Origin of the sequence: Aquabacter sp. L1I39, from assembly GCF_017742835.1 — a bacterium.
Taxonomy (GTDB): Bacteria; Pseudomonadota; Alphaproteobacteria; order Rhizobiales; family Xanthobacteraceae; genus L1I39.
The window spans coordinates 1001611-1026240 of record NZ_CP072392.1 but is presented as its reverse complement, the minus strand read 5'-3'; the positions used below and the strand labels follow the sequence as shown (position 1 = coordinate 1026240).

The 24630-nt window shown below is 66.2% G+C and carries 23 protein-coding genes; 13 read left to right on the top strand and 10 right to left on the bottom strand.

Annotated elements, in window-relative coordinates:
* Window positions 1–44: 44 nt before the first annotated feature.
* The 5 genes from J5J86_RS24555 to J5J86_RS04495 form a co-directional block, all read right to left on the bottom strand.
* Window positions 45–170 (bottom strand): hypothetical protein, encoded by a 126-nt coding sequence (locus J5J86_RS24555; RefSeq protein ID WP_256437080.1) that lies wholly within the window; start codon window positions 168–170, stop codon window positions 45–47.
* A complete protein-coding gene (locus tag J5J86_RS24665) occupies window positions 109–486 on the bottom strand; it encodes an autotransporter domain-containing protein (protein WP_209103696.1) in 378 nt (125 codons plus the stop codon). The genes J5J86_RS24555 and J5J86_RS24665 overlap by 62 nt, the downstream gene beginning before the upstream one ends.
* Window positions 487–613: 127 nt before the next feature.
* The gene (locus tag J5J86_RS04505) at window positions 614–1804 is read right to left on the bottom strand and encodes a cell wall hydrolase (protein WP_247658048.1); all 1191 of its coding nucleotides are present in this window, start codon (window positions 1802–1804) and stop codon (window positions 614–616) included.
* A gap of 135 nt (window positions 1805–1939) precedes the next feature.
* Complete coding sequence (meaB, locus tag J5J86_RS04500) at window positions 1940–2875, bottom strand: methylmalonyl Co-A mutase-associated GTPase MeaB (protein ID WP_209103694.1); 936 nt, start codon at window positions 2873–2875, stop codon at window positions 1940–1942.
* Window positions 2876–3033: 158 nt separating this feature from the next.
* On the bottom strand, window positions 3034–3330 hold the full coding sequence (locus tag J5J86_RS04495; protein ID WP_209103693.1) for a glycine zipper domain-containing protein: 297 nt from the start codon (window positions 3328–3330) through the stop codon (window positions 3034–3036).
* A 409-nt stretch (window positions 3331–3739) separates the two neighbouring features.
* Here J5J86_RS04495 and J5J86_RS04490 point away from each other — a divergent pair, with 409 nt between their 5' ends.
* Window positions 3740–4081, top strand: coding sequence for a rhodanese-like domain-containing protein (locus J5J86_RS04490; RefSeq protein ID WP_209103692.1), 342 nt, complete (start codon window positions 3740–3742; stop codon window positions 4079–4081).
* 24 nt (window positions 4082–4105) lie between these two features.
* On the opposite strand, the gene J5J86_RS04485 is transcribed toward J5J86_RS04490, so the two are convergent.
* Genes J5J86_RS04485 through J5J86_RS04475 form a run of 3 tightly spaced genes read right to left on the bottom strand, consistent with a single transcriptional unit; the run spans window position 4106 to window position 7187 of the window.
* A complete protein-coding gene (locus J5J86_RS04485) occupies window positions 4106–5245 on the bottom strand; it encodes a histidine kinase dimerization/phosphoacceptor domain -containing protein (RefSeq protein WP_247658043.1) in 1140 nt (379 codons plus the stop codon).
* 9 nt (window positions 5246–5254) lie between these two features.
* On the bottom strand, window positions 5255–5692 hold the full coding sequence (locus J5J86_RS04480; protein ID WP_209103691.1) for a response regulator: 438 nt from the start codon (window positions 5690–5692) through the stop codon (window positions 5255–5257).
* Complete coding sequence (locus tag J5J86_RS04475) at window positions 5685–7187, bottom strand: sensor histidine kinase (RefSeq protein WP_209103690.1); 1503 nt, start codon at window positions 7185–7187, stop codon at window positions 5685–5687. Before J5J86_RS04475 ends, J5J86_RS04480 begins: the two co-directional genes overlap by 8 nt.
* Window positions 7188–7495: 308 nt before the next feature.
* On the opposite strand from J5J86_RS04475, the gene J5J86_RS04470 reads away from it, so the two are divergent.
* Window positions 7496–8866, top strand: a complete 1371-nt coding sequence (locus J5J86_RS04470) for a glutamine synthetase family protein (RefSeq protein ID WP_209103689.1) — start codon at window positions 7496–7498, stop codon at window positions 8864–8866.
* Between the two features lie 115 nt (window positions 8867–8981).
* Here J5J86_RS04470 and J5J86_RS04465 read toward each other — a convergent pair whose 3' ends face one another.
* Together J5J86_RS04465 and J5J86_RS04460 are read right to left on the bottom strand one after the other, a co-directional pair.
* Complete coding sequence (locus J5J86_RS04465; RefSeq protein WP_209103688.1) at window positions 8982–9236, bottom strand: hypothetical protein; 255 nt, start codon at window positions 9234–9236, stop codon at window positions 8982–8984.
* Window positions 9237–9548: 312 nt separating this feature from the next.
* Window positions 9549–11012 carry an MFS transporter gene (locus tag J5J86_RS04460; protein WP_209103687.1) on the bottom strand — a complete coding sequence of 488 codons (1464 nt, stop codon included), beginning with the start codon at window positions 11010–11012 and terminating at the stop codon, window positions 9549–9551.
* 160 nt (window positions 11013–11172) lie between these two features.
* Between J5J86_RS04460 and J5J86_RS04455 the strand changes: the two genes are divergently transcribed.
* The 11 genes from J5J86_RS04455 to rsmA all read left to right on the top strand — a co-directional run bounded on the left by J5J86_RS04455 (window position 11173) and on the right by rsmA (window position 24627).
* Entirely contained in the window at window positions 11173–13230 is a 2058-nt protein-coding gene (locus tag J5J86_RS04455) for an NAD(+) synthase (RefSeq protein ID WP_247658035.1), read from the top strand.
* Between the two features lie 181 nt (window positions 13231–13411).
* On the top strand, window positions 13412–14095 hold the full coding sequence (locus J5J86_RS04450) for a tetratricopeptide repeat protein (RefSeq protein WP_209103685.1): 684 nt from the start codon (window positions 13412–13414) through the stop codon (window positions 14093–14095).
* Between the two features lie 11 nt (window positions 14096–14106).
* Window positions 14107–14370, top strand: a complete 264-nt coding sequence (locus J5J86_RS04445) for a hypothetical protein (RefSeq protein WP_209103684.1) — start codon at window positions 14107–14109, stop codon at window positions 14368–14370.
* Between the two features lie 25 nt (window positions 14371–14395).
* Window positions 14396–15748, top strand: a complete 1353-nt coding sequence (der, locus tag J5J86_RS04440; RefSeq protein WP_209103683.1) for a ribosome biogenesis GTPase Der — start codon at window positions 14396–14398, stop codon at window positions 15746–15748.
* A 107-nt stretch (window positions 15749–15855) separates the two neighbouring features.
* Window positions 15856–16803: a penicillin-insensitive murein endopeptidase gene (gene mepA / locus J5J86_RS04435; RefSeq protein ID WP_209103682.1), complete on the top strand. Its 948-nt coding sequence runs from the start codon at window positions 15856–15858 to the stop codon at window positions 16801–16803.
* Window positions 16804–16897: 94 nt separating this feature from the next.
* Complete coding sequence (gene lptF, locus J5J86_RS04430) at window positions 16898–18058, top strand: LPS export ABC transporter permease LptF (protein WP_209103681.1); 1161 nt, start codon at window positions 16898–16900, stop codon at window positions 18056–18058.
* A gap of 4 nt (window positions 18059–18062) precedes the next feature.
* The gene (gene lptG, locus J5J86_RS04425) at window positions 18063–19157 is read left to right on the top strand and encodes an LPS export ABC transporter permease LptG (RefSeq protein ID WP_209103680.1); all 1095 of its coding nucleotides are present in this window, start codon (window positions 18063–18065) and stop codon (window positions 19155–19157) included.
* Entirely contained in the window at window positions 19154–21664 is a 2511-nt protein-coding gene (locus J5J86_RS04420; protein WP_209103679.1) for an LPS-assembly protein LptD, read from the top strand. The genes lptG and J5J86_RS04420 overlap by 4 nt, the downstream gene beginning before the upstream one ends.
* A 130-nt stretch (window positions 21665–21794) precedes the next feature.
* A complete protein-coding gene (locus J5J86_RS04415; protein ID WP_247658029.1) occupies window positions 21795–22727 on the top strand; it encodes a peptidylprolyl isomerase in 933 nt (310 codons plus the stop codon).
* The gene (gene pdxA / locus J5J86_RS04410) at window positions 22727–23764 is read left to right on the top strand and encodes a 4-hydroxythreonine-4-phosphate dehydrogenase PdxA (RefSeq protein ID WP_209103678.1); all 1038 of its coding nucleotides are present in this window, start codon (window positions 22727–22729) and stop codon (window positions 23762–23764) included. The genes J5J86_RS04415 and pdxA overlap by 1 nt, the downstream gene beginning before the upstream one ends.
* Entirely contained in the window at window positions 23761–24627 is an 867-nt protein-coding gene (rsmA, locus tag J5J86_RS04405) for a 16S rRNA (adenine(1518)-N(6)/adenine(1519)-N(6))-dimethyltransferase RsmA (protein ID WP_209103677.1), read from the top strand. Before pdxA ends, rsmA begins: the two co-directional genes overlap by 4 nt.
* Window positions 24628–24630 lie beyond the last annotated feature (3 nt).

Sequence of the window (24630 nt, the reverse complement as noted above, 5' to 3'; positions counted from 1 at the left end):
GCCGTCTGCGTTTCACGGGTCCATCATGGGGGCGCGTGGCGTCTTCACCACGTATTTCGCAGGCCGAGCGAGACGCTCTGTGCGGTCAGCTCATCGGCAACCTGCAGCTCATATTGCGCCGGCACCTTCAGGTTGCTGCTCCGCTGCGCCGGCAGACCGGCGGCCAGCACGCCGATGTTCCGCCCCAGGCCCGGTCCCGTCACCGTAAAGGACAGGCCTGGCGCACCGATCAGGCGGGCGGTGGCGCCGACACGGGTGTCGCCTGCAATAGTGGCGGGCGCTCAGTTCCGGCGTGAGCGTGAAGGCCCCGGCATCGATCAGGGTCGACTGGTGCACGCCCACGGATGGCACGATGAGATCGATGGTCTGCGATCCCACATTCAGCCCAGCCGCCCCCGCACCGGCTTCAAGGAAAACGCAGCGGATCAGGCGGTACCAGTCGAAGCCGAGGCTCGGCTCAAATGTGAGCCTGCCCGCGGTCCCCACGTCGCCGGCCTTTGGGAGACGGAGATGTCATCGCCACCCGCGCTCTCCTGCGGAGAGAGAAGTTCAGTAGAAAAATCAATGAAGTAAAACGGATTATTTCCGGCTTGAGGCTGCGCGGGGGGATATCTCAACTGCCCCAACGTTGCGGCCGGTAGAAGGTGTGCACACCAATCTTGTCGAGCTTTCTCATTTCGCGTACCCAGCGCGGGTGCACCCAATAGGCATGATAGTGGGTGGCGCGGCCGACACTGGGCAGCCACAGCTTGCCATCCAGCATGTCGGCGGAAATCTGCTTGGCCTGGACCCACATGTCCGGTTCGCGGATCACGTCCGGCACGTCGTCGCAGGCGAAGGTGAACTGGCAGGCAAGGCGCCGGTGAGCGTTCTGGTACACCGTCTTGCACACATCGGCAGGATAATAGCCGGAGAAGACCCGGTTCATGATCACCTGCGCCACGGCAATCTGGCCGCGCTTGGGTTCGCCCCGGCTCTCATAATAGATGGCCTCGGCCAGGCACTTCTCCGCCTGCGCCCGCTCGGTACCCATAAGGTTGAGGCGCATGGCGGGGGTGACGATGCCGCCCGTCTCCGCCGGCTCGCCCTCGGTCTCCTCGCCTTCCGCATGCTGGAAGGCGAGGGCCGGGAAGAGGCGGGTGTCGCGGCCGAAGATCAGGCTGGCATCCCGCTGCACCGGCTGGTCGGCGCCCCAGGAATCCATCAGGGCGGCCAATTGGGTTTCCGCATCGCTGGACGCGGGATCCTCGGCGGCAACACCCGGCTTGTCCGGATCGGTCGCTTCGGTTGGGACGTCGGCCTCGGAGATGTCAGGTCCCGTGTGGCCGGGTGCCTCGCCTTCCGCGACCGCAAGCGGGTCCTCGGCGGTGTCGTCCACCAGCCCCGGCAGGGTCAGCAGCGTGTCGAGGGCCACTTCCAGATAGGCGGTGGTGGCCACCGGCTCGGGGCCGAACAGATCCGGCGATGCCGGCTCCGGCACATCGGCAGGCGCAGCTGCCTCGGTGCCCTTGGTGAGCGTGCCCAGCACCAGAGGCGGGGGAAACACCTCTGCGGGTGTGGTCGAAACGGGGCCATCGCCAAGCGAGGCGGGCAGGTCCTGCCACTCCAGCGTTGCCACGCGCAAGGCCCGCATAGGGCCTGCGAGGAGGCCGGGCTGAGCCCTGTCCGCGGCGGAGCGGGAGAGGAAGGCGTCGGAAGGCAGGCTCTGGGCTCGACCTGCGGCGGGCACCAGGAAGAGAGCCAGCGCGCAAGCGGCCGGAGTGAGCAGGCGGGCGGACTTCCGCAGCGCAGAAGGAGCCGGCATGGCCATTGTCCTCGATCGCCAGGGCGCCCCTTGCCCCCGACGGCGGGATGCCGTCAGTCGCGCGCCCGCTGCCGACGCCCTCGCCGGTATGTCCAGGGGGCGTCGGCGGCATGGGACGAAAATCGCCCATTAAGCTTACGGGGTGGTTAAGCGCGCCGCGAAAGCGGCCTCCCGGGTGAAGGGGCCACCGGTGGGCGGCAGCAGGCGGCGGGCGCGCGCCAGTCCCTCCGTGCCGAAGCGGACGCGGATCGCTTCCTCCACCCAGCGCGCTTCCTGGGCGGTGCGCCGGCTTGCCGCGCGATCGCCATCCGCAAGATAGGTCTGATGATCCCGCACCGAATCGGCAAAGGCAGCGAGGCCCTCTCCCGTGGCGGCCGAGAGGCGGATCACGGGCACCTGCCAGCCACCACCGCTACCGGTGAGCGAGAGCGCGCCCATCACGTCCGCCGCCGCCCGGCGCGCCATCTCGGTCATGTCCGCCTTGGTCACCACAATGATGTCCGGCAATTCCATGACGCCGGCCTTCATGAACTGGAGGCTGTCGCCCGACGCCGGCTGGATGCAGAGCACCACCGTGTCGGCGACGAGGTCGATGTCGGCCTCCGATTGGCCGACGCCTACCGTCTCCACGATGACCCGGTCATACACCGCCCGCAGCAGGGCCACCGCCGCCACCGCATCGTCGGAAAGCCCGCCCAGCCGGTCGCGGGCGGCCATGGAGCGCACGAAGACGCCACGGTCTTCCGGATCGGTCTGGATGCGGGCGCGGTCCCCCAAGAGCGCGCCGCCGGTACGGCGGGACGAGGGGTCGACTGCCAGCACAGCGATGGTCTCTCCCGCGGCGCGCGCCTGGCGCACGAGGGCATTGGTGAGCGTGGACTTGCCCACGCCGGGCGGGCCGGTGAGGCCCAGCACGTGGGCGCGCGCCGCCTGGACAGCGGCATCGAGGAGAGCGGTGAGTTCGGTGGCGCCGCGCGCGGTTTCCACCGCGGCGAGCGCGCGGGCAACCGTGCGCTTTCCGCCAGAGCGGAGGTCGTCAAGGCTGGGAATCGGGGACAAGGAACGCTGCATGGCACAAGCTTAATGCAGGCGCGAAGGCTTGGCATCCGGCGGGTGCCGCAATGCGTGCGTGCGGGGGCGCCGATTCGGATCCGGCATCCAGAAAAAAAGGCGTCGACTTTCGTCGACGCCTTTCCACTGATCGGAACCGTGCGGGGGAACGAAACCGATCAATAGCTCGATTGGCAATAACCCTTCGGTACGGTCATCACCTGACCGCTGGGATCGCTGTAATAGCAACGACCCCTGTTCCAGAAATAAAAAGCCCTTTGTTGCTCTGGGTTCAGTGCACCGCCCATGATCGCTCCGGTTGCTCCGCCGATCACAGCACCTGCCGCCGCACCCCTCGCATCCCCCGAAATCGCCCCGCCAATGATCGCCCCGGTTATGCCCCCCATCACAGCGCCCGCAGCCACGTCGTCCTGCGCGTGGGTCGAAACTGGAAGGCAGCTCACCATGAGCGCCATGGCTAAAATCCGCTTCCGCATCGTCAAGCTCCACTGGGCACCCTTCCGGGATACCGGTGGAACCTTGTGCGACGCTTCCCAAAGCTAGTCGGGCGAACATGAACGGCAGATGAGCAAATGCCCTTCACGCCGCCAATGGAGGTATTAAAGTGACATTGAAGGCGGCCGCCTCTGCACTGCTCCTCAGTTAAGCTGTCGCTTTCGATTTTGACTAAAAACATGAAATTTAAAGGGAATTAGATGGATAGGGCCTGGCGCACACCAGCTGAGTTCACGGGCGCGTGATCTGACGCAGGAGCCGCGTCCCTTTCCATGCCGCGCCGCGGTGGCGGAGCCCGGTGGCGCAAGGCTATGCTTGCCTTGCGGGCGTGGCTTGGGCACGGTGCACAGCATTTCCGGAGGCGTGCAGATGAGTGAGTTCAATCCGTTCGGGGGCCGAATCGTCAACCTGACCCCCGAGGAGGTGCGCAAGGGTCTGGAGGATGGCAGCGTGATTCTCGTGGATGTTCGGGAGCCGAACGAGATCGCGGCCGAGCGCATTCCCGGCGCGGTCAACATGCCTTTGAACAGCTTTGATCCGCCCGGACTGCCGGACCCGGAGGGGAAGCGTCTCGTTTTTTCCTGCCGTTCCGGCCAGCGCTCGCAGAAGGCGGCGGCACTCGCCCAGGCTGCGGGCCTGCCCTATATGGAGCACATGCAGGGCGGCATTCTCGGGTGGAAGGATGCGGGCTTCGAGACCATCAAGGGCTGAGCGGACGCGACGCCGCCCTTGCCGTCAGCTTCGGCCTTCCGGTCGCAGCGGGAAGGAGAGGCGCACGCACGTGCCCGGTGAGGCCGAGAGAAAGGCCAAGTTCGCCCCGAGCTTGGCCGCCATGGCGCGCACGATGCGGTTGCCGAGGCCCGTGCCCTTCTGCTCCTGGGGCATGCCGATGCCCTCGTCTGACACATCCAGCCGCACCTCCCCGTCCGCGTGGGCCAAGTCGACGCGAACCGGGCCAGAGCCGCTGGGATAGGCGTATTTCGAGGCATTGATCACCAATTCGGTGACGATCACGCCGATGGCCACTGCGCGATCTGGATCGATTTCCAGGGCATCGGAACGCACTTCCAGCGTCACGCCCATTTCGCCATGCCGGGCGGAGACCTGCAGGTCCTCCGCCAGGGCGGCGAGATATTGGTCAAGGGCGACGCTGGCCACGTCCTCGGACGTGTAAAGCCGCCGGTGCACCTGGGCCACCGCGGCGACGCGCCCGCGGGCGGACTGCAGGGCGTCCTGCACCTCCTCATTGTCGGTGGCGCTGGCCTGCACATGCAGCAGGGAGACGATGATCTGCAGGGAATTGCCGACCCGGTGGTTCATCTCTCGCAGCAGCAAGGCCCGCTCGGCGGCCAGCGCCTCGAAACGGTCGCGGGCGGCGCGGATCTCCGCCTCGGCAGCCTCATGGGCGCGGCGCATGCGCACCGTCTCCATGGCCGCGTCGATGGCCGAGCGGAGCAGTTCGATGAAATCGCTCTGGACTTCCTTGATGACATAATCGACCGCGCCGGCTTTGAGGGCGGCAACGGCGACACGGCTCTCCTGCGTTCCCGTGACATAGACCACAGGGGGGGGATCGGGCAGGCGGCGAATGTCCGCCAGCGTCGCCAGTCCGTCCTGGCCGGGCATGAAATGGTCGAGCGCCACGACATCAATGCCGCCGACGGCAACGCGTGCAACACCCGCCGTGCCGGATGACGCCGTCTCTACGGCATAGCCGAGGCGCTCCAGCTTTCGGCGTACGAGACTGGACAAGCCCGGATCGTCATCGATGTACAGGACCCGACGTCGCGCGGGCTCCTCGCCTTTGCCTCCGGTGGGCTCCGCCGCCTCGCTGCCGATGGTCGCCTCCACCCGTGAACTGTCAGTCATGGCCATGATGCCACATCATTTTGCCTCGGGAACCTGGATCACGGAGAAGAACAGGCCAAGCTGTCGGATCGCATTGGCGAAGTTCTCGTAGTTGACCGGCTTCGTTACATAGACATTGGCGCCCAGGTCGTAGCAGCGCTGGATTTCCCGCTTGTCGTCGGTGGTGGTGAGCACCACGACCGGGGAGCGCTTGAGATGCTCGTTTTCCTTGATGCGCTTGAGGATGTCGACGCCGGTCATGTCTGGCAGGTTGAGATCGAGCAGGACGAGGATGGCCTTCCCCGCATTCACGGCGCCCGTTCCATCCGGGCCGAACAGGTGGCGGATGGCGCTGGTTCCGTCCCGGAACGGCGTGATCTCGTTCATCACCCCGGCCCGGCGGATGTTCTTCTCGATCAGGCGGGCGTGGCCTTCATCGTCCTCGATCATCACGATGGAGACATGCTCAACCATTGTCGTTCCCCTTGCTCTGCGGCGCCAGAACGCGCGGCACGGTAATCTTGAAGGTTGTTCCTTCACCCAACTGGGATTCAAGCACGATCGAACCGCCCATGCGTCGCACCAGTGAGCGCACATGGGCAAGGCCGATGCCTTCGCCCGGCTTGTCCTGCGGGCCCGAGCGCCGGAAGAGCTCGAACACCCGGCCGCGATCTTCGGCCGCAATGCCGCGCCCGTTATCCGAGACCAGGAAGGTGACGTAGCCCGGCGTTTCCAGCGCCGACACGGAAATGCGGCCGGGCACGTCGGAGCGCAGGTATTTCACCGCATTGTCGATCAGGTTGGTGAAGACCTGTTCGAGTGCCATTCGGTCGGAAATTACGTCCGGCAATTGCGCCACGTCGATGCGGGCGTCGCGCTCGATCAATTGGTGGGCCATGGTCTCGGCAATGCCGGTGACGAGCCCCCGGACATCCACAGCCGTGGGGTGGAATTCGGCTCGGCCTTGCCGGGAGAGTTCCAGGATCGCCTTGATCAGGCGATCCATCTTCACGATGGACGCCTTGATGAAGCCGAAGGCCTCTTCGAAGTCGGCGGCCAGGTCGGCATCCTCGTCCACCTTCCCGCCGGCTTGCAGGCGCAAGGCTGCCAGGCGGTCGAACAGGTCGGTCCGCATGGCCTCCAGCTCGCTGGTAAAGCCCATGATGTTAACGAGCGGCGAGCGCAAATCGTGGCTCACGATATAAGCGAAGCTCTGGATCTCGTTATTGGCTTCTTCCAGATCCGCCGTGCGCTCCCGAACCCGCTGCTCCAGGGAGGCGTTGGCACGTTCCAGATCCCGGTGGGCGAGGCGCAGCTCTTCCGTATTGCGACGCACGAGCAGCATGGACAGGGCGGCGATGATGAGGATGCCCAGCACGCCGATGATGTTCATCACCATCAGCCAGGTGGCCGTGGCATTGGAGGCGGCGGTGCGGGAGGCAAGAAGCGCTTCCTCTTCGCTCCGCATTTCCGAAATGAGGGTGGACATGTCCCGCATCAGGGCTTCGCCCCGGCCGGCTTCCACCACGGCCAGCGCCTCGTCCGTCCGACCGGCTTTTCGCAAGGCGACGGTCTGGGTCAGCTCCGCCACTTTCTCCCGCACCATGGGGACGAGCCTGCTGATCCGCGCGCCCTGGTTGGGATTGTCGGCCGTGAGCTGTGAAAGGGTTTCCAGCGCCGGCTCGATATCGTCCACCGCCCGGTCGAAGACCTCAAGAAAGCTGTCGCGGCCGGTCAGCAGATAGCCGCGCTCAGAACTCTCCGCCCGGCGGATCATCACCCGCACTTCGGACAGGCTGTTCTCAACCTTGAGCGTATGAGCGACCTTGTTGGAGTCGTCGCGCGCCCGGTTCACAAGGAAGATGGAGGCGGAGCTGATGGCGATGAGCATGGCAAAGCCAAGCCCAAGCAGCACCGGCTGGCTCAGAAAGATGGCGCGCTTGGGAAGCTGCGCGGAAGGGGCGGCCATTCAGGTCGTCCAGCCTCGGACAGGTGAGAAGGGTGATGATCGGAAGATGGACAAGAATGAAGGACGCGATTTTGATTCCTGTTCTTCTCTCTATAAGAAATCTCTGTCCCGCGATAGCGCAACGGTACGGCGAAAATAAAGGCGCGGTGCAGATAAGGTCAGATAAAGCTATAGCTTGTCCGTAAGCATCCGATATGCTCCTATGAGCGGGCTCAATTGGTCGATGGAGTATCATGCAGGTTCCAGAACGCAGTCGCCTTCTTCAGGGTGCACCTGAAGCGCAGGCTGGGGCTCAGGAGGCCCCCCTGATGGTTTCACCCGCGCAGGGCGCGGCCCCGGCTGAGGCCGGAGACGAGGCGAAATCCTACATCCAATCCTACGGTGTCCCCGACATCGTTGAGGTTCTCCTGCCCGACACCAGCGGTGTGCTCCGCGGGAAATGGATCCCCGGCCAGTCCATGGCCAAGATCTGGGAAAGCGGCGTCGCCATTCCCCTGTCCATCTTCGGCCTGGATATCTGGGGCTGCGAGGTGGAAGCCACCGAAATTCACCTGGAGACCGGCGACAAAGACGGCCTGTGCTGGCCCGTTCCCGGCACGCTGAAGCCGGTGCCCTGGTCTCCGCGCCCGGCGGCGCAAGTGCTCATCACCATGCATGAGCCGGACGGCCGCCCCTGGCTTCTCGATCCCCGCCAGCAACTGGCCCGCATCGTCGAGCGCTTTTCGGCGCTGGGACTGACGCCGGTCGTGGCGTTCGAGCTGGAATTCTACCTGCTGAAGCCTGGCGAGCCCGGCCAGCCGCCCGAGCCAGTCTTCCCGGCCACGGGGCAGGCGCGGCAGAACATGTATTCCATGTCGGACCTCGACGCCTTCGCCCCGGTGCTGCACGACATGCGCACGGCGGCAGCCACCCAAGGGCTCCCCGCGGACACGGTGATTTCGGAGGCGGCCCCGGGACAGTTCGAGGTCAATCTCTATCACCGCGCCGACCCCATGGCGGCGGCGGATGATGCCATCCTGTTGAAGCGGCTCATTGATGGCGTCGCCCGGCGGCATGGCCTGCGCGCCACCTTCATGGCCAAGCCCCTGCTGGATTTTGCCGGCAACGGCATGCATGTGCATGTGAGCCTGAAGGACAAGACCGGTGCCAATGCCTTCGCCCGCGAAGGCGGGGAGGGTGATCGCCTGCTGCGCCACGCAGCCGGCGGGCTTCTGGCCACCATGGCGGAGACGCTGCTCTTCTTCGTCCCGGGCTTTAACGGCTATCGCCGCCTCGTGCCCGGCAGTTACGCGCCGACCGGCATCACCTGGGGCTTCGACAACCGCTCGGTGGCGGTGCGGGTGCCCAACGGCCCTCCCAATGCCAAGCGCCTGGAGCACCGGATCGCCGGGGCGGATGCCCATCCCCATCTCGTGCTCGCGGGCATTCTCGCCGGCATGCTGGAGGGGATCGAGGCGGCCATCGAGCCGCCTGCGCCCCTCAGCGGCAATGCCTATGACCATGAGGCGGAGAGTCTGTCTCCCTCCATGAGCGAGGCGATCCACCGCTTCCGGACGTCGGACTTCATTGCCCGGGCCTTCGGCGAGGAGTACCGGCGCATCTATGCGGTGATGAAGGAGGCGGAGCTCGATGCGCTGTCGCGCGTGATCTCTTCTCTGGAATACGACACGTATTTGTGACCGTGTGCGAGGCCGGGGCATCTCGGGATGCCCCGGTCTACATCCTTCCTGGCACCCCTCGGATGCCTCGGTCCGATCTTTTCCGCCATGGCCAATGGCTGGCCCGGCGCTTCATTCAATGGGCGGGCCGCGGCCGGCGCCAGTGCCTGCGGCGGGCGCGTTCCATATGGACGGGCTCGACATCGTTGGGGATGCTGGGCGCAGTGGTTCGCCACGTCACCGCCTCGCTGATGGCGCCGCTGACGCACTGACCTGTGCTTCCCGAAATAGCGCCGGACGGCATGATGACATGCGTGCCCGCATTGGGAATGGCAGTGGGAACAAGAGTGTGGCCGAAATCTTCGGGCATCCGCCGCGCGACATGGGCCATGGCAAGTCCTCCTTATTATTCTGGGTTGTTCCCCCCATTGCCATTCAAGATGGTCCTTCCAGGGGGAAAGTCCAGAGGTCCTGCTGGAGGCTCCGACTTTCGGGCATGCGATCCGCGCATGGATTGATCCGGATCAAGGGAGGCTGCGGCTCCTTTTCTTAGCCTTGGCTGAAACCCACAAGGGAGGATGCCATGCCCGCCGATGTCGCCATCGTGATCAGTGCCGTGGTCGCGGCCTTCGTGCTTTTCGCCGCCGTGTTGGCCTGGGCCGATTTCCATACCCGCCCTTCGCACTGAGGTCGGCGAGCAAGATCACGGCTGCGGCGGCACTTCGCTACGGGGATCCGGCAAGGTGTGCTTCTCGATGGTGGACTTGGCGCCCGCCATTTCCGCGCCCGCATCCTTTGGAAGCCGCAGGAAGGAAAACACCGAAAGCGCCGAGATCGCCGCCACCACCAGGAAGGCGGGCGTAAAGTCCGCCTGCACCAGCGTGTCTGAGCCGCGGATCTCGCGCATGGTTTCCAGCACCATGCCGGCCACCGCGACGCCCACCGAGAGCGAGACCTGCTGGGCCACGCTTGCGAATGAGGTGGCGCGGCTCATGTCCGCCTGCTCCACGTCCGCATAGGCGATGGCGTTGAGGGCGGTGAATTCCAGCGACCGAAAGAAGCCGCCCACCAGCAGCACGCCCATGATGATGAGATGGGGCGTCTGCGGGGTGAACAACACATTGGCCGCGATGAAGGCGGACGAGATGAGGCTGTTGACCACCAGGATCCGCCGGAAGCCGAAATGACGGATGATGGGGGCGGCGGTGGTCTTCATCACCAGGGCGCCGGCGGAGGACGCGAAGGTCAGGAGCCCGGAGGCGAGCGGCGACAATCCGAAGGACAGCTGAAGCATCAGCGGCAGCAGGAAGGGAATGGCGCCGATGCCTACCCGGAAGAGCGAGGCGCCCAGGACGCCCGCCCGGAAGGTGGTGAGCCGCAGCAAGGTCAAATCGATCACCGCATTGGGCGTGCGGTGCGCATGGCGCACATAGAAGCCGAAGATGACTATGCCGGCCGAGCCGATGGCGATGGCCAGCCAGATGGACATCATGGCTTCGCCCATGAGCGCAAGGCCCGCCACGATGCCCGAAAGCCCGAGGCCTGACAGCACGAGGCCGCGCAGGTCCAACGGCGGCACGTCTTCCTCGCGCACATTCTCGATGAAACGGGTGGCGAGGATGACGCCCAATATGCCGATGGGCACATTGATGAAGAAGATCAGCCGCCAGTCGAAATAGGTGGTGATGAAGCCGCCAAGCGGCGGGCCGAGGACCGGCCCCAGCAGGGCCGGCATGGTCAGCCAGGCCAGCGCCGAGACCAGTTCCGCCTTGGGGATGGAGCGCAGGATGACGAGGCGCCCCACGGGCACCATCATGGCTCCGCCCATGCCCTGGATGATGCGATAGAGGACGAAATCCACCAGTCCCGTGGACAGCCCGCACAGGATGGAGCCCAGCGTGAAGATGACGATGGCGGAGCGGAACACCGTGCGCGCGCCATACCGATCCGCCGCCCAACCGCTGGCGGGAATGAAAACGGCTAGCGACAGGAGATAGGAGGTCATCGCCAGCTTCAGCGAGACCGGATCCTCCTGGAGGGAGGTGGCGATGGCCGGCAGCGCCGTGGAAATGATGGTGGAGTCCACCTGCTCCATGAACAGGGCGCAGGCGACGATGAGGGGGATGAGAACCTGGCGGGGCAACTGGCGGGGGAGGGCAGCCGGCATGTTCGCTCTGCTTTCGGACCTTCTCCTTAAATGAAATCGCGACCGTTGGAAAAGCGTGCGGAGCGCAGAACCGGCGGCGGGTGCATGCGGTGGGTGCGGTGGAACAGCCGGGCCTCATCCTGTAGACCTTGCAATGCCCTGCGGGGAACAGGAGATGTGCGTGGCCAAGGACCTCACGTCGGACTTCACCTCCCTCTACGCTCACGAATTCGTGCGGATCGCCGCCTGCGTGCCGCGGGCGACCGTGACGGATCCCGAATTCGCAGTGGAGGAGACGCTGCGCATCGCCCGGGAGGGACATGCGGCCAAGGCGGCGGTGCTGCTGTTCCCTGAGCTTGGCCTGTCCTCCTATGCCATCGACGACCTCTTGTTCCAGGACGCGCTGCTTGATGAGGTGGAAGGCGCCATCCGAACGCTGGTGGCTGCCTCGCGCGATCTGTTTCCGGTGCTGCTCGTGGGCGCGCCGCTGCGCAGCCAGGGGCGGCTCTATAATACAGCTGTGGTGATCCATGGCGGCTCGGTGCTGGGGGTGGTGCCGAAGACCTATCTGCCCAATTACCGGGAATTTTATGAGCGCCGGCACTTCACCTCCGGCGCCGGTATCCGGGGGCGGCGGATCGAGGTGGCGGGGCAGGAGGCGCCCTTCGGAGTGGATTTGATCTTCCGCTCGGCGGGCACCGTGCCCTTCACCTTCCATGCGGAGATCTGCGAGGACATCTGGGTCCCGCTGCCGCCCTCCACCCGCGCCGCCCTGGCGGGGGCGGAGGTTCTGCTCAACCTGTCGGCATCCAACATCACCATCGGCAAGGCGGGGAGCCGCCGGCTGCTGTGCGCCAGCCAGTCGGCGCGGGCCATTGCGGCCTATGCCTATTCCGCTGCGGGACCTGGCGAATCCACCACCGATCTTGCCTGGGACGGGCATGCGGCGGTGTTTGAGTACGGCGATCTCTTGGCCGAGACGGAGCGCTTCCCCACCGGGGCCGTGGTGGCCACGGCGGATGTGGACCTCGGCCGCATCCGGCAGGAGCGCATGCGCATGTCCACCTATGGGGACAGCGTGCGGGAGGAGGGACAAGGGGCGGCGTTCCGTATGGTGGAATTCCGACTGGACACCCCCGACCACCCGGTGCCGCTCCAGCGCGCCATCGAGCGCTTCCCCTTCGTGCCGTCCAATCCCGCACGGCTGCGGGAAGACTGCTATGAGGCCTATAACATCCAGGTGCAGGGCCTCGCCAAGCGGCTGGACGCCACCGGCCTCCAGAAGGCGGTGATCGGGGTCTCCGGCGGACTGGATTCCACCCAGGCCCTCATCGTCACGGTGAAGGCCATGGACCTGCTGGGCCGCGACCGCTCAAATGTCCTAGCCTATACGCTGCCAGGATTTGCCACCTCCGACCACACCAAGGCCAATGCCTGGGCGCTCATGCGGGCGCTGGGGGTGAGCGCGCAGGAGATCGACATCCGCCCCGCCGCCCGGCAGATGCTCGCGGATATGGGGCACCCCTTCGCCCGCGGCGAGGCGGTCTATGACGTGACGTTCGAGAATGTGCAAGCGGGCCTGCGGACCGACTATCTGTTCCGCCTGGCGAACCATGCGGGCGGGCTGGTGGTGGGCACGGGGGACCTTTCCGAGCTGGCGCTCGGGTGGTGCACCTATGGCGTCGGGGACCACATGTCCCACTACAACGTCAATGCCTCCGTCTCCAAGACCTTGATTCAACACCTGATTCGCTTCGTGGCAGGGTCGGGCGACGTGGATGGGGAGACCGCCGCGATCCTCCTGTCCATCCTCGACACCGAGATCTCGCCGGAACTGGTTCCGGCCGGGGAGGGGCAGGCGATCCAGTCCACCCAGCAGATCGTCGGACCCTACGCACTGCAGGATTTCAACCTGTTCTACCTGACACGCTACGGTTATCGGCCTTCCAAGATCGCCTTCCTCGCCCACCATGCCTGGGGCGATGCGGAGCGCGGCGCATGGCCGGAGGACATGCCTGAGGCGGAGCGAAGAGCCTATGCTCTGCGCGAGATCAAGGCTTGGCTCAAGGTGTTCTTGTCGCGATTCTTCGTCAGCCAGTTCAAGCGCTCCACCTTGCCCAACGGACCCAAGATTTCCTCCGGCGGGGCCCTGTCCCCCCGGGGCGACTGGCGGGCCCCCTCCGACGGCCAGGCCAAGGTGTGGCTGAAGGAACTGGCGGAGAATGTGCCCGACGCCTGAGGTGCGGCGGCAGGCGTGGCTGCGGGGGGGGGGACGGCTTTACGGCATTCGGCCTTTGGGCCAGAAGGCATTTGCCACGATGAAGCCGCATGGATAGGTTACGCGCCCTCGACCGAGCGCGGGCCTGTTGCCTCGTGCATGCCCGTTGCGACCCGTGCGATCCCCCGTTTCCGGACCGTTCATGACCGATATTTTCCACGAGATCGAAGAAGACCTGCGACGCGACCGCCTGCGCAGGGTCTGGGACCGCTACGGCATCGTGTTCATCGCCCTTGTGGTTCTGGTGATTGCCGGTGCCGCCGGCTATTCCGGCTATAAATGGTGGGCGCTGCAGCAGGACCAGGCTTCGGGCGCCCGATTCGAGGCGGCGGCCCACCTGGCGGCCGAGGGCAAGGCGACGGATGCGGAGGCCGCCTATGTCGCCCTTTCCAAGGATGGCACCGCCGGCTACAGGATGCTGGCGCGCTTCCGCGCCGCGGCCGAGATCGCCACCACCGACAAGGCCAAGGGCGCGGCTGCGTTCGATGCCATCGCGGCTGATTCCAGCCTCTCCAGTCTCACGCGCGACCTTGCCCGGGTGCGCGCCGGCCTGCTTTTGGTGGACACCGCCCCGCTCGCCGAAATCCAGAGCCGCCTCCAGGCGCTCGCCGACAGCCAGAGCGCGCTGCGCTTCTCGGCGCGGGAGATTCTGGCGCTGGCGCAATACAAGGCCGGCGACCTCGCCGCTGCCAACAAGGCCGCCGCCCTCCTCCTGGAGGAGCCGGAAGTCCCTCCGGGCGTGCGCAATCGCGCCGAACTCATCCGCGCCCTGACGGCCGCGGCCGCCCAGATCAATCCCGCCGTCGGCGCTGCCGCGACACAGTGAGGACTGCAGACATGGCCCACCGCCCCTCCCTGTTCCTGCGTCTGGCGATCGTCATGGCCCTCGGCCTTGGTGTCGCGAGCTGCGAGTCGCTGGAAAAGCTCAATCCCTTCGAGGAAAAGAAGCCGCCGCTGCCCGGCGAGCGCAAGCCGGTCTTCCCGAACGGCGTGCCTGGAGTGACCTATACCGGCCCGGTGGCGCAGCCGGCCAATTCCAATGTGGATCCGACCGCCCTCCAGCCGCAGCAGCAGCCGGGCGGGACGAACCAGCGCAACTGAGCCAAGAGGCTCCGACGGTTTTTTCATGTCCTTCACCCTCGCCATTGTCGGACGCCCCAATGTGGGCAAGTCCACCCTCTTCAACCGCCTGGTGGGCAAGAAGCTCGCCTTGGTGGACGATCGACCGGGCGTGACCCGCGACCGGCGCGAGGGTGAGGGACGGCTTGGCGACCTGAGCTTCCGCATCGTCGACACGGCGGGCCTCGAAGAGGCCGACGCGGCCACGCTCGAGGGCCGCATGCGCGCCCAGACCGAGGCGGCCATCGGCGACGCCGATGCCATCTTGTTCATCATCGACGCCCGCATCGGCCTGACCCCCACCGACCGCGCCTTTGCCGGCCTGGTGCGGCGCTCGGGCAAGCCCACCATCCTGGTGGCCAATAAGAGCGAAGGCCGGGGCGGCGAAGCGGGTGCCATCGAGGCTTATGAACTGGGCCTCGGCACGCCGGTGCCCCTCTCGGCCGAGCATGGCGAGGGCCTGTCCGACCTTTACGACGCCATCTGCGACGCCTTGCCCGCCCAGACGGCGGAACAGCTGGAACCCGAGATCGAAGAAGAGAGCGACCCGGCCGGCCGCCCCATCAAGGTGGCGGTGATCGGGCGTCCCAATGCGGGCAAGTCCACCCTCATCAACCGCCTCCTGGGCGAGGACCGCCTCTTGACCGGCCCCGAGGCCGGCATCACCCGCGATTCCATCTCGGTGGAGCTGGAATGGCGCGGCCGGACCTTCGAGCTTTACGACACGGCGGGCCTGCGCAAGCGGGCGCGAATCGACGACAAGCTGGAGAAGCTCTCCGCCGCCGACGCCTTGCGGGCCATGAAGTTCGCCGAGGTGGTGGTGGTGCTCATGGACGCCGAGCGCCCCTTCGAGGAACAGGACCTGCGCATCGCGGACCTGGTGGTGCGCGAGGGGCGGGCCCTGGTGCTGGGCTATAACAAGTGCGACCTCATTCCCACCGGGGGTCTCGCCAGCAAGCTGCGCGAAGAGGCCGACCATTGGCTGCCCCAGGTGCGCGGCGTGCCCGTGGTGCCCATGTCCGGCCTGACCGGCCGGGGGCTGGATCGCCTCATGGAGGCGATCGTGGAGACGCACCGGGTGTGGAACATCCGCATCCCCACCAATCCGCTCAACCGCTTCCTCCAGGAGGCGACGGATTCTCATCCGCCGCCAGCGGTGTCCGGCAAGCGGGTGAAGATCCGCTACATGACGCAGCCCAAGGCCCGCCCGCCGAGCTTCGTCCTGTTCTGCTCCCGCCCCGATGCCTTGCCCGAAAGCTATCTGCGCTACCTCGCCAACGGCCTGCGCGAGGCCTTCGACCTGCCGGGCGTGCCGATCCGCCTGACCTTGCGGGAAAAGGACAATCCCTACGCGCCGTGACGGGGGCCCGCCGCTTAGGACATCCTTCACGCCCGCCCGGCTAAATCCGGGATGATCCGGCGCGGTCCCTTCCAGAAGGGTCCGCCGGGCGAACAGGAGGAGAGGGCATGGCACGCACGCGCATCGGCCGGTCTGGCAGGGGTGCCCTTTTGCGTCCCACCCTCAGGCTGCCTGCCCTGTTTCTATCTTTCATGCTGCTTGCGGGCCTCGCCGCGCCGGCGGCGGGCCAGACCGCCGCACCCGACGCGGTGGGCGGCAAGCCCGCCAAGGAATTGTTCGGCGCTGCCGCGACGCCGGCCCCGCTCGCCGCCCGCTCCATCGGCTTCTATTCCAAGGGCTGCGTCGCGGGGGCCTCGGCCTTGCCGGTGAACGGCCCGGCCTGGCAGGTCATGCGCCTGTCGCGCAATCGCAACTGGGGCCATCCCGAGCTCATCGATTTCATCGAGGAATTCGCGCTCACGGTGCCGAAGGTCTCCCGCTGGCCGGGGATTCTGGTGGGCGACATGGCGCAGCCGCGCGGCGGCCCTATGCGCTCGGGCCATGCCTCCCACCAGGTGGGCCTCGACGTGGATATCTGGCTGACCCCGAGCCCCGGCAAGGAATTGTCGCGCGAGGCGCGCGAGACCATGTCCGCCACCATGATCGTGCGCCCCGACCGGCTCGACGTGGACAAGGCGGTATGGACGCCGGACCATGTGGCGATGATCCGCGCCGCCGCCCGTGAGCCGAAGGTGGAACGCATCTTCGTGAACGCCGCCATCAAGAAGGCCCTGTGCCGCGATGCGCGCGGCGACCGGGCCTGGCTGACCAAGGTGCGGCCCTATTGGGGGCACGATTATCACATGCATGTGCGGCTCGCTTGCCCCGCCGACAGCCCCCAGTGCCGCCCCCAGGAGCCGGTGCCGGTGGGGGAGGGGTGTGGCACCGAACTGGACTGGTGGTTCTCGGACGAGGTGCTCCATCCCAAGCCCTCCAAGGAGCCGGCCAAGCCCAAGCCGCCTTTGACGCTCGCCGACCTGCCCGCCACGTGCACGGATGTTCTGCTGGCACGGTGAAGCTGCATTTGCGCTGCAGCGCGGGAGCGGCTATCAGGAGTAGTTCTAGATTGATCACGCGCCAGGGCGGTGAGCGCGTGTCGCAGGAAGGTGCATGGGCCGTCTCGACCGGTACATCTTTTCCACCGCCGCCACGGCATTCGTGGGCGTGACGCTGGTCCTGACGGCCATGATCTGGTCGACCCAGGCCCTGCGGCAGCTCGACCTCGTGACGAGCCAAGGGCAGACCATCCTGTCCTTCCTGGCGATTACCGGGCTGACCGTGCCGACCCTGGTGCTGGTGATCGCGCCGGCGGCCCTGTTCATCGCCACCGCCTACACCCTGCTGAAGCTGAACGGCGATTCGGAGATCGTGGTGATGGCCTCGGCGGGCATGAGCCCGTGGCGGGTGCTGCGGCCCATGATCCTGCTTGCCGTGCTGGTCTCGGTGTTCTGCGCTGCCCTCTCCATCGACCTCGTCCCCGCGAGCCTGCGGATGTTCCGCGAGAAGGTGACGAAGGTCGGTGCCGACGTGGTGTCCTTCGTCGCCCAGCCCGGGCGTTTCGTGACGGTCACCGACGGGCTGGTCTTCCATGTGCGCGACCGGGACAATAGTGGCCTGATGCGGGGCGTGTTCATCAACGATTCCCGCGAGAAGGAAATCTCCACCTATGTGGCCGACCATGGCCGCATCGTGGATACGCCCAGCGGAACCTTTCTCGTGCTCGAAGACGGCACCATCCATCGTCGCACGCCCGGCGCCTCCGGCAACGGCTCGGTGGTGGATTTCGAGCGCTATGCCTTGGGGCTGAACGATCTGGCGCCCGGCAAGCAGGGCACCGACTACCGCCCCAATGAGCGCGACTTCGCCTATGTGCTCAACCCGCCGCCCAGCGACGTCTATGTGCTGCTGAAGCAGACCGGCCGCTTCCGCGAGGAGGTGCACAAGCGCCTGTCCGCCGGTCTTTACCCGTTCGCCTTCTTCGCGGTGGCCGCCTCGGCCCTGGCAAGCCCGCGCACCACGCGGCAGAGTCGCTCCATGGCGCTGGTGGCCATCATTCCCATCATGGCGGGGCTGCAGATCGCCTCCTTCGTGGTGGGCGGCATGCTGCGCACCTCCAGTGCGGCGATTCCGTTCGCCTACCTGCTGCCGCTGGCCTGCATCGTGATTTGCGGCTTCGTCGTCCAGGGCTGGATCCGCTTCTCGGCTCCGCAGGGCCTGACCCGCCTGATGGAAGCCGTCTCCCGGCGCCTCGCGCGCATGAATGCCGAGTGATCCGATGATCGGACCAACCCTCGGCTTCTATTTCGCCAAGCGCTTCTTTTCGGCCGTGGTGCTGATCTTCGTCTCCTGCGTCGCCCTCATCATGCTGGTGGACTTCCTGGAGATGACCCGCCGCACGGCGGACCGCGACACGGTGACCACCGGCGTGGTGGCCATGCTCACCATCTACCGCACCCCGGCCTTCACCGAGCAATTGCTGCCCTTCGCGGTGCTGTTCGGCGGCATCGCGGCCTTTGTTACCCTCTCGCGCAAGCTGGAACTGGTGGTGGCGCGGGCGGTGGGGCTCTCGGCCTGGCAGTTCATCTTTCCGGCGGTGCTGGTGGCCTTCCTGCTGGGCGCCTTTTCCACCGGTGTGTTCAACCCGGTGTCGGCGGACTTCAAGGAGCGGGCGAACCGGATCGAGGGGGACATCTTCAACTCCTCGTCCGGCGGCGTGCTGCCCTCCGGCCGCGGCGCCTTCTGGATCCGCCAGCAGAGCCTGGACGGGCAGGCCATCATCCAGGCGGCCACCACCCAGCATGGCGGGCGCGAGCTGATCGGCGTGACCGCGTTCGAGTTCGACAAGCGCGACCGCGTTGTGCAGCGCATCGAGGCAAAGTCCGCCACCCTGCAGCGCGGCTACTGGGAGTTGCATGACGCGCGGGTGCTCATCCCTGGATTCGACCAGCAGTCCTTCGAGACCTTCCTCGTGGCGACGAATCTGGATCCGAACGAGATTCAGGAGGCGCTGACCTCCCCGGACACCGTGTCCTTTTGGCAACTTCCCGACGCGATCGCTGCCGCCGAGCAGGCGGGCTTTGGGGCACAGCGGTACCGGCTGCACTTCCAGAGTCTTTTGGCGCGGCCATTTCTGCTCATTGCAATGGTGCTGATCGCCGCTGTGGTTGGATTAAGGGTGTTCCGGTTCGGCGGTGTGGGACAGACGATTCTCGGTGGCGTGGCTGCCGGGTTTCTGCTTTATCTTGGCACCAAGCTCGCGGAAGATCTTGGAGAGGCAGGTGTGATCCATCCCGTTGCCGCAGCTTGGTTTCCGGCGGTGGCTGGGATTGTTCTTGGGGTTTTGGTCTTGTTGCACCGGGAGGACGGATGACCGTCGGGATTGCTCCCGCCGAGGATCGTGAAGTGACCCCCGTGCGCCGCCTCCGGCGCGCGGCCGGAGGCGGCTTGCCTTCGGCGCGCACTTTCGCCTGGGTTCTTTTCTGCGCGCTCCTGCTCTCTCTTGGGCATGTGTGCGGCGCAGCAGCGCAGTCGTCGGCCAGCAGCCTCCTGGCCGGCAAGGGCATCGACCATTCCGACCCCAACAAGAAGATGCTCGTGACCGCCGACGAGCTGGTCTACGACTATGAGAAGAACACCATCAGCGCCGTCGGCAGCGTGCAGCTCTATTATGACGGCTCCTCCCTGGAGGCGAAGCGCGTCACCTATGACCGCGCCAAGAACCTGGTGATCGCGGAAGGCAATGTCCGGCTGAAGGAAAAGAACGGACAGGTCGTCAATGCGGACCGGCTTCAGCTGACCGAGAACTTCAAGGAAGGCTTCATCGATTCCCTGCGGGTGGATTCGCCCGACAAGACCCATTTCGCCGCCACCCGGGCCGATCGCCTGGAGGGCAACATCACCGTGTTCCAGAACGGTGTCTACACGGCCTGCGAGCCGTGCAAGGACAAGCCGGAAAAGCCGGTCCTGTGGCAGGTCAAGGCGCAGCGCATCATCCATAACCAGGATGAGCAGATGATCTACTACAAGGATGCCACGCTCGAATTCTTCGGCCTGCCGATCGCGTATTTCCCCTATTTCTCCAGCCCCGATCCGACGGTGAAGCGCAAGACCGGCTTCCTGACGCCCGTCTTCGCCAATTCCTCGGAACTGGGCTTCGGCGTCGGCATCCCCTTCTTCTGGAACATCGCGCCGGACCGCGACCTGACGCTGACCCCGGTCTATTATTCCCAGCAGGGCCTGCTGATGCAGGGCGAGTGGCGCCAGCGCCTGATGAATGGCAGCTACAACATTCGCGCCGCCGGCATCATGCAGCAGGACAAGGACGCCTTTGCCGGCCTGCCAGGCTATCGCGACAGCCGCGGCGTGGTGCAGAGCGCCGGCGAGTTCGTCATCAACGACTTCTGGAAGTGGGGCTGGGACGGCACGCTGGCCTCTGACCGCACCTTCATCAACGACTATAAGCTCGCCGGCTATACCGACCCGATGGGCTTGGTCACCGCCACGCCCACCGAGGCGATCTCCCAGGTCTATTTGACCGGGCAGGGCGACCGCAGCTTCTTCGACCTGCGCGGCCTCTATTTCCTCGGTCTCTCGGTCACCGACAACCAGGACCAGATCCCGGTTGTGGGCACGTTTAACTACAATTACGTGTTTGGCAATCCGATCTGGGGCGGAGAGGCGGGGGTGAAGGTCAACTTCAACTCCATCTCCCGCAACGAGGCCGATTTCATCGGCATGTCCTCGGCCACCTCCTATGCCAATGGCGGCGTCGGCATTCCGGCGGGCTCCTGCGCCCTGACCAATCCGAACCCGACACAGTGCCTGCTGCGCGGCGCGCCGGGCGACTATCAGCGCCTGTCCGCGGAACTCTACTGGAAGAGGTCCATCACCGACCAGGCGGGTCAGATCTGGACGCCGTTCGCCAGCGCCCGGGTGGATCTTGCCCATTCCAACATCAGCGCGCTGCCCTCCAACTATACGAGCGGCATTACCCTGCCGGGCCAGAACCCGCTCCAGTCCGGCGAGGAGAGCATCATCCGCGCCATGCCGGTGATCGGCCTCGACTATCGCTACCCCTTCATCTCGGTGGAGAATTGGGGCGTGCAGACCATCGAGCCGCGCGCCCAGATCGTGATCCGTCCCAACGAGACCGCCATCGGCAAGCTGCCCAACGAGGATGCGCAGAGCCTCGTATTCGACGACAGCAACCTGTTCGAGGTGGACAAATATTCCGGCTGGGACCGGGTGGAAGGCGGCGGCCGCCTGAATGTGGGCATCACCTATACGGCCGCCATCAACAAGGCGGGCCTTGTGACCGCGCTCGTCGGCCAGTCCTACCACCTGTTCGGCAAGAATTCCTACGCGAACGGCGACATGGCCAATACCGGCCTGGAATCGGGGCTTGAAACCGACGTCTCCGATTATGTGGCCCGCTTCTCCTATTCGCCGACCCAGAACCTGGAATTCATCTCCCGCTTCCGGTTCGACCAGGCCAACTTCTCCATGCAGCGCTTCGAGGTGGAAGGGCGCACGTCCTTCGACCGGGTGTCGTTCTCGGCGGTCTATGGCCAATATGCGCCCCAGCCGCTGCTCGGCTATTATTATGAGCGCGAGGGCGTCTATACGACCGCGTCCTACAAGCTGACGGACGAATGGTCCGTAGGCGGCGGCGTGCGCTACAATATCGCCCAGGCGGCCTTCGACCTCGTCTCTGTCGGCCTGAACTATGCTGACGACTGCTTCACCATGGCCTTGAGCTACATCTCCAATTATACGGTGAACGGCCCCAACGGCTCGCCATCCAACACGGTGATGCTCACGATCGGCTTGCGGACCCTGGGGCAGACCAAGGTGTCGGCCGGCGTCGGCAGCAATTGAAGGCCGATGCCGCCCTTGGGGCCGCTCGGCCCCATTGCCGCCACAGGGGCGGGCCATCTAATGTGATCGAGGGCGTGGAGGATCGTGCCATGCCCATCATCCGCAACCAGCCTGTGCGATCCCACTGCCGATGATGTTTCCCCGACCGAACAGCTCCGCTTTTGCCAGCCGCACCGTCGCGTTTGCCTTCGGGCTGGTGGTGGCGTTGGCGGCCTTCGGCATGCCGGCCTCCGCCCAGCAGATCCTCGTCATGGTGAATGGCCAGCCCATCACCACTGTCGACGTGGCGCAACGGGCCAAGCTCCACCAGATGATCGAGGGCAAGTCCCCCGGCCAGAAGCAGACGCTGGAAGAGCTGATCGACCAGAAGATCAAGATCCAGCAGGCGGCCAAGATCGGCATCAAGCTCGACGATGAGGACGTGGACCGCATCTTCAACAGTGTGGCCGAGCGCAGCGGGCGGACCCCGCAGCAACTGGCCCAGGGCTTCTCGCAGGCTGGCATCGACCCCGCCTCCTTCAAGGAAAAGCTGAAGGCGGACAATGTCTGGCAGCAATATGTGCGCGCCCGCGCGCCGACGGTGAATGTGCGCGACCAGGACGTGGTCGCCGCCGTTCAGCAGCGCGGCAACGTGCAGATGGTCGCCACGGAATATAAGCTCTACCCCATCATCTTCGTGGTGCCGCGCAATTCCAACGCCTATGGCGCCCGCCTCTCGGAAGCCAACGCCCTCAAGGCCCGCTTCAATGGCTGCGATGCCGGCCTTGAAACCGTCAAGGGCATGCGGGAAGTGGTGGTGCGCTCGCCGGTGTTCCGCCTTTCCAACGAGATGCCGCCCCAGTTGCGCCAGGTGCTGGACAAGACCGATGTGGGCCGGCTGACGCCCCCTGAGGTCACCCAGTCCGGCGTGGAGATCTTCGCCGTGTGCGGCAAGACCGAGGTGAAGGGGGAGGTCTCCACCAAGCGGGAGATCAAGGAGGAGCTGGCCTCCAGCCAGTTCCAGATGGAATCCAAGAAGCTGATGGAGCAGCTGCGCAAGTCCGCGCTCATCGTGTACCGCTGATGCCCTCCGATTCCGCTCCCGCCCTGGCGCTTTCGCTCGGCGAGCCGGCGGGCATCGGGCCCGACATCACCCTCATGGCCTGGGCGCGCCGCACGGCGGCGACCCCGCCTTTTTGCGCCGTGGGCGATCCTGCCTTGCTCGCGGCCCGGGCGCGCCTGCTCGGGCTCGACGTGCCGATCCGGGAGGTGGAGATCGGCGCGGCGGCTGCAACGTTCCATACGGCATTGCCGGTAGCACCTGCAGGGCCGCGCGCCACGGCTGCGCCCGGACGGCCCGACGCCACCAGCGCCGCCGCCGTGGTGACCAGCCTTGATGTGGCGGTAGACCATGTGCAGGCGGGGCGCGCCAGCGGCCTCGTCACCGCCCCGCTCGCCAAGTCCGTGGTCTATGCGGCGGGCTTTCCCTTTCCCGGCCACACGGAATATCTCGCTGCCCGCTGCGCTGCGCCCGATGGCACGGCGCCGCATCCGGTGATGATGATCTGGTCGCCGCGCCTCGCGGTCGTGCCCGCCACCATTCATGTGCCGCTGAAGGACGTGCCCCGGCTGGTCACGCGCGCGCTCATCGTGCGCACCGGCCGCATCCTCGCCCGCGACATGATCCGCCGCTTCGACCTGTCCCGTCCCCGTCTGGTGCTGGCGGGCCTCAATCCCCATGCGGGAGAGGATGGCACCCTCGGGCGCGAGGATGAAGACGTGCTGCGCCCCGCCGTGGAGGACCTGCGGGGGGAGGGCATCGATATCCGCGGCCCCCTTCCAGCAGACACGCTGTTCCATGAGGAGGCCCGTGCCACCTATGACGCGGTCATCGGCCCCTATCACGACCAGGTGCTCATTCCCGCCAAGACCCTGGCCTTCCATGACGGGGTGAACGTGACCCTCGGCCTCCCCTTCGTGCGCACCTCGCCCGACCACGGCACCGCCTTCGACCTGGCGGGCACGGGGCGGGCCAATCCTTCAAGCCTCATGGCGGCCATCGCGCTCGCCGGCCGGCTGGCGGCGGCGGATCGCCGGGCCGGCTTGGGAGCGGCCGCATGAGCGCCATCGACACCTTGCCGCCGCTGAGGGACGTCATCCGTCGGCACGAACTGTCGGCGCAGAAGTCGCTGGGCCAAAACTTCCTTTTGGACCTCAATCTCACCGCGCGCATCGCCCGGGGGTCCGGTCCGCTGGAGGGCGCCTGCGTGGTCGAGGTGGGGCCGGGCCCGGGCGGACTCACGCGTGCGCTCCTGGCGCTCGGCGCCGCCCGTGTGGTGGCCGTGGAGCGCGACCGGCGCTGCATCGCGGCGCTCGCCGAAGTGCAGGAGGCCTATCCCGGGCGCCTCCAAGTGATCGAGGGCGACGCCCTGAAGGTCGACGTGCTCCCCCTGCTGGGCGAGGGGCCAGCCCGTGTGGTGGCGAACCTGCCCTATAATGTGGCGACCTTGCTTCTGGTGGGCTGGCTCTCCACCGATCCCTGGCCGCCCTGGTTCTCTTCGCTCACCTTGATGTTCCAGCGCGAGGTGGCCGAGCGCATCGTGGCGACGCCCGGAAGCAAGGCCTATGGGCGCCTCGCCGTGCTCGCCGGCTGGCGGACGCAGGCGAAGATTCTGTTCGATGTGGCCCCCTCCGCCTTCGTGCCGCCGCCCAAGGTGACCTCTTCCGTGGTCCATCTGGTGCCGCGCGAAGATCCGCTGCCGTGCCGCCTCTCCGACCTGGAGCAGGTGACCCAGGCTGCCTTTGGTCAGCGCCGCAAGATGCTCCGCCAGAGCCTGAAGTCGCTGGGCGTCGACACCGCCGCGCTGCTGGAGCGGGCCGGTGCGGAAGAGACCGCGCGCGCCGAGGAGATCGATGTCGCCGGTTTCGTCGCGCTGGCCAATGCCTTGGCGTCCCTGAGGGCAAAGAGCATAGTGGCCGCCTGAGAC

What these genes read in the sequence shown, in the direction of transcription:
- J5J86_RS04505 (WP_247658048.1), bottom strand. Translation starts at nt 1,804, where the DNA reads ATGCCGGCTCCTTCTGCGCTGCGGAAGTCCGCCCGCCTGCTCACTCCG.
- meaB (WP_209103694.1), bottom strand. Translation starts at nt 2,875, where the DNA reads ATGCAGCGTTCCTTGTCCCCGATTCCCAGCCTTGACGACCTCCGCTCT.
- J5J86_RS04495 (WP_209103693.1), bottom strand. Translation starts at nt 3,330, where the DNA reads ATGGCGCTCATGGTGAGCTGCCTTCCAGTTTCGACCCACGCGCAGGAC.
- J5J86_RS04490 (WP_209103692.1), top strand. Translation starts at nt 3,740, where the DNA reads ATGAGTGAGTTCAATCCGTTCGGGGGCCGAATCGTCAACCTGACCCCC.
- J5J86_RS04485 (WP_247658043.1), bottom strand. Translation starts at nt 5,245, where the DNA reads ATGGCCATGACTGACAGTTCACGGGTGGAGGCGACCATCGGCAGCGAG.
- J5J86_RS04480 (WP_209103691.1), bottom strand. Translation starts at nt 5,692, where the DNA reads ATGGTTGAGCATGTCTCCATCGTGATGATCGAGGACGATGAAGGCCAC.
- J5J86_RS04475 (WP_209103690.1), bottom strand. Translation starts at nt 7,187, where the DNA reads ATGGCCGCCCCTTCCGCGCAGCTTCCCAAGCGCGCCATCTTTCTGAGC.
- J5J86_RS04470 (WP_209103689.1), top strand. Translation starts at nt 7,496, where the DNA reads ATGGTTTCACCCGCGCAGGGCGCGGCCCCGGCTGAGGCCGGAGACGAG.
- J5J86_RS04465 (WP_209103688.1), bottom strand. Translation starts at nt 9,236, where the DNA reads ATGGCCCATGTCGCGCGGCGGATGCCCGAAGATTTCGGCCACACTCTT.
- J5J86_RS04460 (WP_209103687.1), bottom strand. Translation starts at nt 11,012, where the DNA reads ATGCCGGCTGCCCTCCCCCGCCAGTTGCCCCGCCAGGTTCTCATCCCC.
- J5J86_RS04450 (WP_209103685.1), top strand. Translation starts at nt 13,412, where the DNA reads ATGACCGATATTTTCCACGAGATCGAAGAAGACCTGCGACGCGACCGC.
- J5J86_RS04445 (WP_209103684.1), top strand. Translation starts at nt 14,107, where the DNA reads ATGGCCCACCGCCCCTCCCTGTTCCTGCGTCTGGCGATCGTCATGGCC.
- der (WP_209103683.1), top strand. Translation starts at nt 14,396, where the DNA reads ATGTCCTTCACCCTCGCCATTGTCGGACGCCCCAATGTGGGCAAGTCC.
- mepA (WP_209103682.1), top strand. Translation starts at nt 15,856, where the DNA reads ATGGCACGCACGCGCATCGGCCGGTCTGGCAGGGGTGCCCTTTTGCGT.
- lptF (WP_209103681.1), top strand. Translation starts at nt 16,898, where the DNA reads ATGGGCCGTCTCGACCGGTACATCTTTTCCACCGCCGCCACGGCATTC.
- lptG (WP_209103680.1), top strand. Translation starts at nt 18,063, where the DNA reads ATGATCGGACCAACCCTCGGCTTCTATTTCGCCAAGCGCTTCTTTTCG.
- J5J86_RS04420 (WP_209103679.1), top strand. Translation starts at nt 19,154, where the DNA reads ATGACCGTCGGGATTGCTCCCGCCGAGGATCGTGAAGTGACCCCCGTG.
- J5J86_RS04415 (WP_247658029.1), top strand. Translation starts at nt 21,795, where the DNA reads ATGATGTTTCCCCGACCGAACAGCTCCGCTTTTGCCAGCCGCACCGTC.
- pdxA (WP_209103678.1), top strand. Translation starts at nt 22,727, where the DNA reads ATGCCCTCCGATTCCGCTCCCGCCCTGGCGCTTTCGCTCGGCGAGCCG.
- rsmA (WP_209103677.1), top strand. Translation starts at nt 23,761, where the DNA reads ATGAGCGCCATCGACACCTTGCCGCCGCTGAGGGACGTCATCCGTCGG.